The following is a 14,342-nucleotide window of genomic DNA, read 5'->3' as shown; positions in this document are numbered from 1 at the left end:
CACTAGCCGTGGCCGTGCAACTACTGGCATTGGTCAGGGTCACCGAGTAAGTGCCGGTTGCACTCACCGAGATCACTGGACTTGTTTCGTTTGTATTCCAGCGCACATTGCCTGCGCCTAGTGCCGTTAGACTCACCGTAGGACTAGTACACGTCAACAGAGCCGATGCAGGGCTGATGCTGACGGAGGCTGCGCTCGTGCTGCTCTCGACCAGGGTACTGGTCGTACTCACACAACCGCTGGCCGAGGCCACCGTCACCGAGTAAGTGCCCGAGCTGGTCACCAACGCCTGGTTACTGCTGCCGATCTGACTAGCTCCGGCGCTGAAGCTGTAAGAGGAGCCGCCCCCGGCCGTCAGCGTGACGCTGGTGTTGGCACAAGTGAGCGTGCCGCTACTAACCAGACTGGCTACTGGCAACGCATTTACCGTCAGGGTGGTGGTAGCCGTGGCCGTCTGTCCGTTGCCGCTCACCGTCAAAGTGAAGCTTTGACTGCCCGAGCCGCTGGCCGTTAGACTCTGGCTGAAGGCAGGTGTGCTCGCCGTCCCATTGAGCTGAACACCATTGCCGTTGGCGAGCGTGTAGCTATAACTGCCCGTTATGTTGCCTACTGTGGCGGTAAACCTCACGGGGCTACCCACGCACACCGAGTTAGGACTTGCCGATAAACCGGCGATGGTTGAGGCAGCCGGAATAATGGTGTTGATATCGGTTGCGGTATTATTACTCGGACTAGCGTCAGTAAATCCGGTTGGAGCCGTCACCGTGACGGTGTTGGTCAACGTACCCGTAGCCGTCACACTCAGCGTAGCCGTCACGATGAACGTTACTGAAGCGCCCGTCGGCAGGTTTACCAGCTCGTTGATGTTGCCCGACCCTGAAGCCGCCACACTGCCTCCCCCACTGCCCACCGCCGTCCAGCTGATGCCGGTCAGGCTGGTTGGGAAGTTATCCGTTACCGTCGCCCCTACTACATTGACTGGCCCTGCATTAGAGACGACAATGGTGTAGCTAACCGGGTTACCTGCCCCTACAGACGTCTGACCATCGGTGCAGATGATCGCCAGATCGGCCTGGGGTGCTTCGATGCTGACCAAAGTGGTGGCCGTAAACGAAGGGCAACCTCCGCTGGCTTCGATGGTATAGCTAACCGTATAGCTGCCGGGAGTGCTACTGGCCGGGGTGATCTGCCCCGTACCGGCGTTTACGCTCAAGCCAGCCGGACTGGCGGAGTACACGCCCCCAGCCGCACCAGTACGGCTCACATCGATCGCTGGCCCATTCGTAAAGAAAGGCGCACCCGTGTAGGCAATCGTCGCACTGGGCGGAGTCGTAACGGACAGGCTGGTGGTCGCACTAACCACTTGGTCGTTGCTGCTCACTGTCAGGGTGAAGCTTTGGCTACCCGAACCACTGGTGGTTAGGTTCTGGCTAAAGTTACCGCTGGCCGTGCCGCTGATGGGCCCCGAGCCGTTGGTGAGCGTATAGCCGTAACTACCCGACACGTTGCCCACCGTGGCCGTGAAGGTAACGGGACTACCGGCGCAGACTGGATTGGGCGTAACACTCAACCCGATCAAGGTAGGGGCTGCCACACTGCCAACCGTCAGGTTGTAAGCCGTGCTGGCCACACCTACACAGCCGTTCTGATCACGAGCGCTGACCAGCACCGAGTAGCTGCCCGCTACTGTGGGCGTACCACTCAACACACCACTAGCCGACACACTCAGGCTGGTGGGTAGGTTGCTGCTCACTACGCTGAAGCTGTAGGAACCGCTGCCCCCACTGGCCGTGAAGCTCTGGCTGAAGCCTTGCCCCACCGTAGCCGTGCTGACAGCCGGGTTCGTTACCGTTAGCGTAGTGGGGTTGCCCTGGTACTCGTAAGCCCCCCGGTCAATCACCCCACTGTTGAAGAAGCGGGGGTTACCTGCCAGATCGGTCTCGGGGCCACTGACTGTGCTGTAGGCCTGATTGCTGCCGGTGTTGATGGCCGGTGCACAGTCCCGCAGTTGGGTAGAGGTGGTCGAGGTAAAGGGCGAGAGGGTGGTGGTCAGGTTGTTGCCTGCGTCGGTGTAGCCCGTCACACTTGGCTCGAAGAGGCTGTAGCTGACTGATAGGCTGACTCCGTTAGTTAGCACAAAGGTGTTAGCCCCGCCGTTATTGAACAGCACCGAGTTGACCAGTTGGCTTCTATCCCCTTCCGTATACATCGCGCCCCCCTGAGGAGCCTGGTTGCCCTGGAACGAACTGTTGGTAAGTTGCAGGGAACCAGAAGCATCATAGATGGCCCCTCCCTGCCCAGTAGCTACGTTGTTGACAAAGGAGCCGTTGGCTACCTGATGGTTCGTTCCATAGAAGAAGACTGCCCCCCCATTCGTAGCCGTGTTGCTCACAAAGGAGGTGTTTACTATAGTGCCTAAGTCACCATTGACAAAGACCGCACCGCCCCCGTCTCCTCCTTCTCCCCGGTTATTCTCAAAGAGAGAGTTGGTCAATGTAAGAGAAGATCCAGTAAAAGAGATAGCCCCCCCTTCCTCTACTGCCGAGTTACCCGTAAAGCGGCAACCCGTAACTTCTAAATTGACGTCACCTTGAAAATAGACTGCTCCCCCGTCCTCTTGAGCCCGGTTGTTGACAAACTGGCATCGGGTGAGCTTCAGCGAGCCTTCACTTTGACTGTAGATAGCCCCTCCGCCATTATTAGACGAAGTGTTGTTTTCCAACAGGCAGTCCGTTAGCTCCAACGCTGTGCGATCCCCACTGCGAAAAGCTCCACCTGAGTAACCCGTGTTCTGACGAAACGTGCTGTTACTGACTACCACTCTAGCGGTGCTAAACAAGCTGCTATAGATCGCTCCGCCCTCATTATGTTTCTCAAACAGGCAGCCGGTGATGGTGATCGTACCCGTATCCCGAGTAAAAATAGCCCCACCGCTAGCTGCAGTATTAGACTCAAAGCGACAGTTGATAATCGTGGGGCTACTGTCATCAGTGTAGATACCTCCTGCATCGGAACCGAAGTTATCGATGAAGAAGCAGTTGCGGATAGTCGGATTGGCATTCGTATTGAAGAATCCTCCACCTGAGCTTTCAAACGTCCCGGTTACAGGTGTGTTTGTGGCATTGCCCTTTGTAATGACAAAGCCATCCAGCACGGCACTGGCCGTGAGGCCCGGCTCGCTACGGACCACATGACCACTGTTGTCACTGTTAGCTCCTGAATCCTCCGGTGTGCCAATGTCACCCGAGAGCGTGCTGCTGGAAGGTTGCCCCGTGACGGGGTTGACCCCTGGGCGCTCACCCAACTGCCCTTCGGTTCCTCTGAAGCCCCCGTAGATAGCCACGGCCGGTTTCATCACAAAGCTGACCCTGGCATCGGTGCCGGTGGTGGGTTTGTAAATGCCTTGGGCCACCCATACTTGGGCTCCACAGGTGGCTGCTGTGTTGATGGCCGTTTGCAGGGCCACACCCGCAAAAGCATTGGCCCAGCTGCTGCCGTTCTGCAAACCGGCCCCATTTTGGGTCACGTATACTACCGCTCCACAGGGGGGAGCCGCATTGCCAACCGTCAGGCTGTAGGCCGAGCTGGCCACACCTACACAACCGTTGGTATCGCTGGCCTGCACCAACACCGAGTAGCTGCCCGCTACTGTGGGCGTACCACTCAACACACCACTGGCCGACAGGCTTAGACTCGAAGGCAGGTTAGAGCTAACCACCGAGTAGCTGTAGGAACCGCTGCCCCCACTGGCCGTGAAGCTCTGGCTGAAGGGCTGATTGACCGTAGCCGTGCTGACAGCCGGGTTGGTCACCGTTAGCGTAGTGGGGTTGCCCTGGTACTCGTAAGCCCCCCGGTCAATCACCCCACTGTTGAAGAAGCGGGGGTTACCTGCCAGATCGGTCGTGGGGCCATTGGCTGCGCTGTAGGCGCTGTTACTGCCGGTGTTAATGGCCACTGAGCAGTCACGCAGTTGGGTACTGGTGGTACTCACAAAAGGCGTTAGGGTGGTGGTGAGGTTGTTGCCCCCATCCGTGTAGCTGGTTACGTTAGGCTCGAACAGGCTGTAGCTGGCCGATAGGCTGGCTCCGCCCGTCAGCACAAAGGTGTTGGCCCCCCCATTGTTGAACAGCACTGAGTTGATCAAGTTGGGATTGCTGTTGCCCATGTTGTAAATAGCCCCGCCATTAAGCGTCGCTGAATTGTTTTGCAAACTACAATTGATCAGGCCAGGACTACTGATATTGTTGTATATGGCCCCGCCATTCATCGTGACTGCATTAGCCTGAAGCAAGCAATTGACCAGACTTGGATTACTGACGTTGTTATAGATAGCTCCGCCATTGGAGGCCGTGTTGTTTTGCAGACTACAATTGATCAGGCTAAGATTGCTACCTACGTTGTATATGGCCCCGCCATTGAGTGCAGATGAATTGTTTTGCAGACTACAATTGATCAGACTGGGACTGCTGTTAACGTTATAGATGGCCCCGCCCCGCATGTCAGGCGTGCCGTTGCCATTCGCATTGCCGCTACTGATGACAAACCCATCCAGCACCGCTGTGTTGTTCAGACCGTTATCATCGTTTTTAATAACATGGTAACTATTGTCAGAACTATTAGCGAAGTTAGATCCGTCATCCCCTTTCAGGTCACCCGAAAGCGTCGAGGTATTAGGCTGACCCGCTATGAGTGCGATAATCGGCCGATCACTCAGTTGCCTTTCAGTCCCCACAAACCCCCCTAGAATCTTAACTCCCGCTTTCATCACAAAACTGATACTGCGGTCAGTGCCGGTGGTGGGTTTGTAAATGCCCTGAGCAACCCAAACCTGGGCTCCACAAGTAGCCGCCGTGTTGATGGCCGTTTGTAGGGCCGTACCGGCAAAGGCGTTCTCCCAGCTACTACCGTTTTGTAAACCGGCTCCGTTTTGCGTCACATACACAACGGTCCCGCAGGGTGATACCGGGTTTTGCACTTCCAGCGCACCCATGTCTACCCGGCTTCCTACAATGCGGGGGTTAGCAGCGGCATCGGTCTGGGGCAGGTTAGTAGCTGAGTAAGGCCCATTGGCTACGGTCACGCTGGCCGGGTTGCCCGCGTTGACGGCGGGTGAGGTATTGGGTAGGGTAGGGTCACTGGCCGACAGGAAGGGCGAACTGGTGGTGGTCAGGTTGCCGGGGCCGCTGGTGAAGCCGGTGATGGCTTGGTCCAGCAGGCTGTATTGCGCAGTTGCCGTGTATGAGAAATTCGCATCCTCCGTTCTGAAGGTATTATTGCCACCCGTATTCCACAACACACAATTGGTGAACCGAAAATCAAGGGAAGAACCATTCACTGGGGGTGCTGGAGAGAAAGAAATACCATTCGGTACGTTCAAGAACGAGCAGTTAATGAACTGGGGCTGGATTTGCCCTCCGTTTAGTAGGTTTAGTAAAAACGAATCACCAGTATGATTTGCGATCGCACAGTTGATGAACTGAGGACGTACTATACTGTTGGGAAAGGATACATTATAAAATCGCCCGGTCAAATTAATGGCTTGATTATCACGGAACACACAGTTAACAAAACTGGGGCTTACTTCGCCACCCGAGCTAGCATCGTTTTGAACAAACAAACCACTACTGGTTGCTGCGTTACCTGTATCAACATATCCTCTAAACAGCAGATTTCGGAACTGAGGGCTACATACCTGGCTATTAAAACTTCGGTTGGTGATCCCTGAAGAAAGCGAACCCGAGGTCGGAATGGTGATTTCCACTCCGTCTAGAATAGCCGTATTCGTCAGGCTACCTATATTCTGAATTATATAATAGAACCCCGAGTTAAACGGGCCCTGGCCCGTGAGGGTTGTGGATGGTGGGTTACTCAGGTTGATTAGGGGCCGCTGACTCAGATCGGTTTCGGTACCTTCGAACCCTCCGTAAATGGCCACATCAGGCAGCATCGAGAATGGCTGAGCCCCCCGATTGTATACCCCACGGGCAATCCATATCTCGCGCAGGCTACCCAAGCAGGGGTACTTCAGGGCCGACTGCAAATCGGTGAAGGCATCCTGCCAGCTCAGCCCCGTGTTGGCCCCCGTCGCGTTGGCTTTCACGTACAGCCGCGCCACGCCCGACTGCCCCACCGTAAGGCTAGTCACGGCCGTGGCCGACTGGCCACCACTGCTCACGGTCAGCGTATAGGGCTGTACACCCGAGCTGCTGGCGGTTAGCGTTTGGCTGAAATTGCCGGTGGCCGTGCCGGACAGCGGACTGCTGCCGTTGGTGAGTGTGTAGTTGTAGCTGCCCGTTACGTTGCTCACCGTAGCGGTGAAGGTGACGGGACTACTGGCGCACACGGGGTTGGGGCTGGCCGCCAAGCCGGTGATGGTTAGGGGCGTTGGATTGCAGTACCCCACTCCTCCATTGGTAGCGGCATAGATAACGCCCCCGGCCACGTGTACTCCACTCACGAAATTGTTGCCCAACCCGTTGGCGGTCGTGTAATTGGTAAACGTATTACCCCGGTCGGTGGAGATGCTCAGTCCGCCCTGCACGGCTGCGTAAACCGTATTCCCCAGCACAAACACGCCGTTAGCCGGGTTGCTCCCGCTGGCCAGGCCCAGGCCGCTGTTCGCACTGGTTCGGGTGGTGAAGGAGGTGCCGCCGTTGGTGGATATGCCCAGCCCACCGGTCACGGCCGCGTAGACAGTCGTGCTGCTGGGGCCCGACACCGCATATACCCCATTTACGGTATTGGTGATCAGGCCGTTGGTCCGATTCGTGAAGGAGGTGCCGCCGTTCGTAGAGATGCCCACGCCAGCATTCGTGGCGGCATAGACGGTTGTGCTGCCGGGACCCGACACCGCATAAACACCGTTTACCCCATTACTACCCAGGCCGTTGCTGGTTGTCCGGTTAACAAAAGTCGTCCCGCCGTCGGTCGAGACGCCGAGTCCACTGGTGGTGGCGGCATAGACGGTTGTGCTGCCGGGGCCCGACACCGCATAAACACCGTTTATCGAATTACTACCCAGGCCGTTGCTGGTTGTCCGGTTAACAAAAGTTGTCCCGCCGTCGGTCGAGATGCTCAGTCCACCGGTGGTGGCGGCATAGATGATGCCGTTCAGCACAAATACGCCGAAGACCTGGTTGGCTCCCAGACCACTGTTGCCGACAAGACGGTTGGTGAACGTATTGCCGCCATCGGTCGAAATACCCAGCCCCATGTTCGTGGCTGCGTACACGCTCGCGCTCGTGGGACCGGCCACGGCAAAAATGCCATAAATGGTGTTGCTGGCCAGACCACTGTTGGTGACGTTGCGGGTGACGTACGTATCGCAGGTGGGACCGTTCTGGGCGAAGGTCGCCAATTGGGTGCTGAAGCACGTCAGGGTAAGCAAAACAAGTCGGTGAAGTAAACGATTGGCACGCATATAGTTGATTGAGTGAATGAACAGTGAGCTATGAAAGAAGGGACGGAACCGACCGGCCACGCCCGAATGAGCGTAACCGGTCGAGGTGGATAGAAGGGAATGGGTTTCTACTGCTTTTTGTAGAAATAGATGGGAACCGACGTGCCACCTTTCTTTTCGCTGATCGTGTAAAAGCCCGATCCGTCGGCCGCCCAGCAGATGGCTTCTCCGCTTCGTTCGGTGGCGTTGTTTTCCTGGTCGGCAACGTAGGGCGGATTGCTGGGTGAGGTCTGGGTCAGGATCGCGGTAATGCTCTGCGAGTTGCTGGTTCGCTTCCAGGCGTACACTTTATCGTAATTCTGGATGAGCACCTCGTTCCCGTCGGGCGAAATGTCTCCGCCCGTTGCCGTCAGGACGTTCACGGCGCCAAGGCGGCCCAGTTGGGTGGTGCGGGACGTACTCTGCGGGTAAGCGGCCCGGTAGATACCCCCTTTGCTGGAGTAGGCGTTTTGTTCCTGCGAGGTGTTGTCTTCTTTTGTGATGATGTACAGGTCCCGCGTTTGGGGATGAATCATCAGTGTCTCGGCATTGCGGGGTTTATCGGCGTACTCAAACTCCAACTGCTCAACCTGGCTGCTGGCAAGGGTCACTTTGGCGTTTGCCGCCAGGCCGCTCACCGAAGGCTCCTGAATTCGATAGACGTAGAATCTGGTGTTATTCGCACCGTTATCACCAATGTTGGCCAGGTAGATGTACCAGGTCCCTGAACTGGGGCCAGGTCCCACCGCTATATCTTCCCAGTCGCGGGTGCTGATGTCCTGGCCCGCTTTGGTTTTAGCGGGTAGTGTGAAGGTGGCCCGGGTAGCGCCGTTCTCGGAGAGCAAATACAGTTTGTTTGGATTTCCGCTGTCTTCATTAACCCACAGAAGTCCCGGATTGCGCCGACTGGCAGCTACGCCCGATATTTCATCGAGGGTGGGGTCGGCCACCTCGCCCTTCCTGACGCGGGGGGCGAAGCTTGACCCGGCGGCAACCCGGGCGCTGCCCATCGGCCCGTCGGGTACGGTAAGTTCCTGAGGCTGGCAGGCCGTGGCCAGATACAGTAAACCAAGGAGGGGGTAGAATGTATGTTTCATACGTTTCTTTGATTGAACGGGTTGATACGTTTATGAAAATTATCTGATGAATTACCGCTGCTAAGTACTGGCTTAGCCCGGCCAGGTGCTAACGCTGGTGTTACATTCTTTGCCACTTATGTTACATACGCATAAAAAAAGCCCACGTAAATGGGCTTTTCGGGCAAAAAGTACGTTCATGGGGCCAAACGGTCTGCCGCTCGCGCAATCGGCAAGGCTCCCGGTCCAGGCTTTGTCGGGAATCGGTTTGACAGGCGATGTAGCGCAGGTTTGCGTAACGCGCGGAGTTAACGTTTCAACCCTGACACCACGCGTAGAACAAGACCGGGAACAAGCGCTATACAGAGGTTATAGTCGGTCTGGATTGACCCGACCGTATTGTGAGGGAAGTACTCCATACCGCTCCTGAAACACTTTGGCAAAGTATGACAGGTTATCGAAGCCCACCGCGTAGGCCACCTGCGAGACACTTTCTTCTCCGGTCATCAGCAGTTCGGCGGCTCGGGCAAGGCGTAGGTTTCGGATGTAGCCAGTAGCCGTCGAGTTGGTCAACGCCTTGAGTTTTCGGTGCAGTTGAACCCGGCTCATGTTAACGGCTTCGGCCAGATCTTCAACCGTAAAGTCAACCTGGTCAATGTGCTGGACAACTACTGCCATCAGCCTATCCAGAAACTGCTGCTCAGCCTTCAGCAAGGTCGGTTGTGGTGGTTCAACGGATTCGCCGGGCGTTACTACGTTCATGGCACCTGCCGGTTCCGGTACTACCCTGGCAAACCGCTGGTACAGGCGCTGCCGCTGTTGAATCAGATTCCGTACCCGGGCCTGTATCTCGGCCCGGTTGAAGGGCTTGGTCAGGTAGTCGTCGGCCCCCAGCTCAAAGCCTTCGATCCGGTCTTCGACAGCGGCTTTGGCCGTAAGCATCACGACCGGAATGTGGCTGGTTGCCTCTTGACTTTTAAGGACTTTGCAGAAACCAAACCCATCGAGCCGGGGCATCATCAGGTCGCAAATGACCAGATCGGGTAAGCTGGCGGTAGCCTTTTCCAGGCCGTCTACCCCGTCGACGGCTTCCAGAATCTGGTAGTCGGCGGCAAAGATGCTTTTGACATACCCCCGAATGTCCGCGTTGTCGTCGATGATGAGTAGCATGTTCTCCGTTCCATTTGGCCGGGTCTCGCTAACGCCAGTCTCCTCCAGCTTATTGTCGTGCTCGTCGTTGAACGATACCACGACTGATGAGCCAGCCGCCTGGGTTGTTGGCGCGGGTTCGGTGCGGGTAGTTTGCCTGTTATCCAGCGGTAAGCTGACAACAAAACTCGTCCCGACGCCTTCCGTACTGGTTACGTCGACGGTACCGCCCAATACCTTGACCAGTTCATGTACCAGGGCCAGTCCGATGCCTGTACCTTCATAAGCTCGGTTCGAACGACCATCGACCTGGTAGAACCGCTCGAAGATATGGGCTGCGTGTTCAGGAGCGATCCCAATGCCCGTATCAGCAATGGTGAGCTTTACACGTTCCGGTTGGCCCGAGGGTTCGTAGTGGACACTCATGCGTACTTCGTTGCCCGATGGCGTAAACTTGAAGGCATTGGCCAGCAGATTCGTAGTAATTTTCTCCAGTTTATCGACGTCAAAACTGGCCGGGCATTCCTGCCGATTCTGGCTGAAGGTAAAGCGAATCTGGCGGCTATCAGCCAACGAACTGAACGAAGCCGCCAGCGTCCGAAAGAATGCGGCCATATCGCCCCACTCCGGTTCGGCCTTGAGCTGACCCGCTTCGAGCTTGCTCAGGTCCAGCAGTTGATTAATCAGACCCAGCAGCCGCTGCCCATTCCGCTCCATCAGCCCCAGCAGCGGCTCGCCTGGCAGCCGCTTTGTAAGATCGGTCAGCGGACCCAGAATCAGCGTGAGCGGTGTGCGGAATTCGTGACTGATATTGGTGAAAAACTGGGTTTTTAACCCGTCGAGCTCCGACAGCCGACTGGCTTCTTTCTGTTCGTAGACAAGGCGTTGTTCCAGTAGCAGCCGCTGCGTCTGCACCCGGTATAACTGCCACCCACTCACCCCGACAATGATAGCGTAGAACAGATAAGCCCACCAGGTACGATACAACGGCGGATGAACCCGAATCTGAAGCTCGACGGGTTTGCTCCAGTTTTGCCCGTCTGATGAGCCCATCATTTGCAACGTATAGCTGCCAGCGGGTAGCTGGGCGTAGTTAGCAAAGCGGTTGGTGCCCCCTGCTACCCAGTTGTCGTCGATGCCCTTCAACCGGTAGCGATACCGATTTTTGGCTGGATTGGTAAAATCCATCACCGCAAACTCCAGTGTGACTCCGTTCTGATCGTACGACAAATCGATGGCGGGTACAGTTTCGAGGCTTTTGGATAGTATGCCATCGGGAGCGCCAACCGCTACAGGCTCGTTGTTAATCCGTAAGCCTACTATATGCGCCTGAGGAACCGTTACTTTACCCGCAATGTCTCGCGGATTAAACTCGGTGAGCCCATTTATACCCCCGAACATCAGTTTCCCCGAAGCTGCCTTGAAAAATGAACCCGTATTGAACTCATCGTCCTGCAAGCCATCCGCTTTGGTAAAATTCCGGAATGTGAATGTTCTGGGATTGAACTGAGCCAGGCCCCGGTTGGTGCTCATCCACAGGTTCTTAAACTCATCGACCAAAATGCCATAGACTACTTTATTAGGCAAGCCCTGCGCTTCGGTAAAATGACGAAACTGCCCCTGGCCGGCGCTCCGGGTTTGTTTGTCCAACCGCTCCAGGCCGCCCCCTTTGGTGCTGACCCACAGGTAACGAAGCGGTTCATAAGGATCATCGACCATGTTCGACACCGCATTGTTACTGAGGCTCTGTTGATCAGCATCACTGTTTTTATACAGCGAAAAACTTGGTTTTGTGAGGGGATGATCGGCCCGGACTAGCCCCCTGGGTGTGCCAATCCAAAGCGTGCCTGATTGGTCGAAATAGAGGACGTAGGTTTCTGTTTCGGCTCCGCTTTGAGGCAGCAGATGCGCATAACTGAACACCGTGAACGTTTCCGTTACTGGATTGAAGCGTAGCAGGTTACCTTTCGTAGCGCCAATCCAGAGTTGCCCCATTTTATCTTCAATCGTTTGGTTTAGATAAATACCCAACACGGTCTGAGTGGGTAAAGGGTAGGTATTCAACAACCGCCAGTCGGTTGAGTACTTGAGCAAATAATATCTTCCGCGATTATCATTGTTGGAGGTCCAGAAAAAACCTGCTTTGCTTTGCATTAAATAACTCTGCCATTTACGTGGCGTCTTCTCGTTTAGAAATGGAACGAGTCGGTTTTTAACGCGGTCCAGCTGACCATAATGGTCCATAAAGTGCGCATACGAACGCCCCTGCTGGTCTTCAAAAAGATAAGTCAAAGAGGTATTAGGCAGGTAAGTCTTAAACTGTTTGACCCTCGGGTTGAAGACGCGTAGGCCATAGCCTCCAGTACCGATCCAGATCAGCCCGGTGTTATCTTTGTTCAGCGTTCGCAGGCCATACAAATTCGGCGGCATAACCGTAAAGGCATTATCTGGATTCAGGCTCTCCTGCGCCAGTAGCTGAGCTGGAGACATTAGCCAGAGATACTCCAGCGTAGCTACCGCCACCGTGTTGGGGTCAATCTTCTTCACGACCACACTGACGGTTTGGTCCGGCAAACGAATGGCTTTATGCGTGGCTCCCTGCCAACCGTGGATATGATGATTCGTGGCTGAAAACCAGTAATCGCCCATACTAACGTTGTCGCTCAGCTCCCAACTTCTCGGTAGGATATTGATTGGCTTCATATCCACCATGCGTCGCCAGTTGAAGGTGCACAAGCCCGAGGTAGTTCCCACGATGGCCGTGCCATCCGCCCGAAATCGAATGTGGTGAGCAGAAGCATTGCCGACCATGCCTGCTAAGGGAATTTGCCTAAAGGTTGCCTGATCGGTAAAATTTGTACTCTTAGGATAACCCGTTTTCAGTTCGTTCGGTAAGGTGATCCTGAAGAGCTTACCCTGATCGGTATTGACCCAGATATTTTCTTCAGGGTCCTCGGCCAGGAACCTTACTTCGTAGTTACCCGCGTTGGCGGAATGCCGATCACTAATATCGATGTGGTAAAATCGTTGCGTTTGGGGATCATATAAATTCAGTCCCTGGTTGAGCGTTCCCACCCACAATCGCCCCCGACGATCGATCATCAGCGCCGAGCAGGCATTGTCCGAGAGGCTGTATTTATTGTAGGGATTGTGCGTGAAAACGGTGAAATTATGACCGTCGTAACGATTCAATCCGTCTTTGGTAGCCACCCAGACGAATCCTTTCTGATCCTGTGCGACGCCGAAAATCATGCCCTGGGACAACCCATCCGAGATGGTTAGCTCCTGCCAGCCTTTGGTTATGTGCCGGGTTGGTTGCGCAAACCCCCAAAAAGGAATTAACAGAAACAAGCAGACTAGACGCATGGCGACTAACATTGACTACTAAAGTACGTAAAAGCAGGTCGCTTCGATTTACGATCAGCAGCAACCATAAACCGGGATAGCTACTCCTGTTCATACAAGGAGCATACCAAAACTACGGCCCATACGTCTGTTCGTCAAACTAAGTATGCCCGGCTTATGGACACTCTTCCACACACCGGGCATACTCAACCATACACTGATAATCAACAAATCAAAAAGATTACGTTCGGTATCATCCAGCGATACACTCCCCGATGGACAGACACTGGCGGGAGTCTCCGCTCGTGTCGGTCATCGCTTAAGAATCTTCACCGTCTGGTGCTGGTGGCTCGTGCTCACCTCCAGTACGTACACCCCGGCCCCACGCCCTAACTCTACCCGCACCGGCTGGGCTACCCCATCCGCCGACACCCGCTGCTCGCTAACCCAGCGCCCTCGCTCATCGACCAGCCGCAGCTGCACCGACTCGCCACCGGCACCTTCAATGATCACGTCTACACTTTCCCCTTCGGTGGGGTTACCCAACACCCGTACCCGCAGACCTGGCTCAAAGGCACCTCCGCTGCCCAGCCGGGCACTCGGTTGTGTCGGACAGGCCCCCAGCCAGTTATACAGATACGTGGCTTCCCCAACCGTACCTTGCTGAGTCGCTTTTAGGGTAATGGTCGGGTTGTCAGTGTACAGGTTCAAGGTGTAAGGACCGGCTTTCTCAGTCGCCACCAGTTCGTTGACCACCGAAAAGCTCACAGGGGCTCCGGTGATCCCTGCGTACTGGGGCTGGAACGTTACCTGCCGCTGGCCGCCACTCACCACCTCACAGCGCACCGTCTCTACCCCTGTGATGGAAAAGGGCCCGGTCTGGGGCTGGGTTTGAGAGCTGGGTTCGGCCACCGTCACGCTCACCCCCACGCTCAGCTGCTGAGGAGTCGGTTGACTAGCGTCCGATACCACCACCGTAAAGGACTGCTCGCCCAGGGGCAGGCCCGAAAACACCGCTACGTTGCCCACCACACTCAGACTACCCGGCCCTGAGAAGCTGAAGTTGTAGGGAGCCGTGCCCCCACTGGCCTGCGCCGTCAAAGTCGTGCTGCCCCCGACTGTCACCTGGGTGGGGCTCGCCTGTAGCGCCACCGACAGGGCACTGGCCGGAGCGGCCACGACTCTCACCACAAAGCTCACGCTGGCGCTCAGCCCCTGTGGATCAGTAGCCACCAGCACCACCGTTGTGCTACCCGGCCCGGTGGGTACTCCCATCAGCGAAGGGCCTTCCAACCGCAGACCCGCTGGCAACGCCTGAGCCGACAAGCTCAATT

4 protein-coding genes are annotated in these 14,342 nt (G+C 55.8%); all 4 read right to left on the bottom strand.

The features are described from left to right. The coding region (locus ACFSUS_RS28700; RefSeq protein WP_381528642.1) for a beta strand repeat-containing protein at positions 1–7,420 on the bottom strand (7,420 nt) is incomplete at its 3' end. 107 nt (positions 7,421–7,527) lie between these two features. After that, positions 7,528–8,535, bottom strand: a complete 1,008-nt coding sequence (locus ACFSUS_RS28695; protein WP_381528639.1) for a hypothetical protein — start codon at positions 8,533–8,535, stop codon at positions 7,528–7,530. A gap of 348 nt (positions 8,536–8,883) precedes the next feature. Further along, positions 8,884–13,029 (bottom strand): ATP-binding protein, encoded by a 4,146-nt coding sequence (locus tag ACFSUS_RS28690; protein WP_381528636.1) that lies wholly within the window; start codon positions 13,027–13,029, stop codon positions 8,884–8,886. A gap of 291 nt (positions 13,030–13,320) precedes the next feature. Continuing rightward, a partial coding sequence (locus ACFSUS_RS28685) for a T9SS type A sorting domain-containing protein (protein ID WP_381528633.1) occupies positions 13,321–14,342 on the bottom strand: 1,022 nt, incomplete at its 5' end.

Origin of the sequence: Spirosoma soli (genome assembly GCF_042684525.1) — a bacterium.
GTDB classification, from domain to species: Bacteria; Bacteroidota; Bacteroidia; order Cytophagales; family Spirosomataceae; genus Spirosoma; species Spirosoma soli.
The sequence above is the reverse complement of the archived record's forward strand: the minus strand, read 5'-3'. Positions and strand labels throughout refer to the sequence as shown.

Excerpts from the sequence above, each read along its gene's own strand:
- ACFSUS_RS28695 (WP_381528639.1), bottom strand. The coding sequence starts at position 8,535 with ATGAAACATACATTCTACCCCCTCCTTGGTTTACTGTATCTGGCCACG.
- ACFSUS_RS28690 (WP_381528636.1), bottom strand. The coding sequence starts at position 13,029 with ATGCGTCTAGTCTGCTTGTTTCTGTTAATTCCTTTTTGGGGGTTTGCG.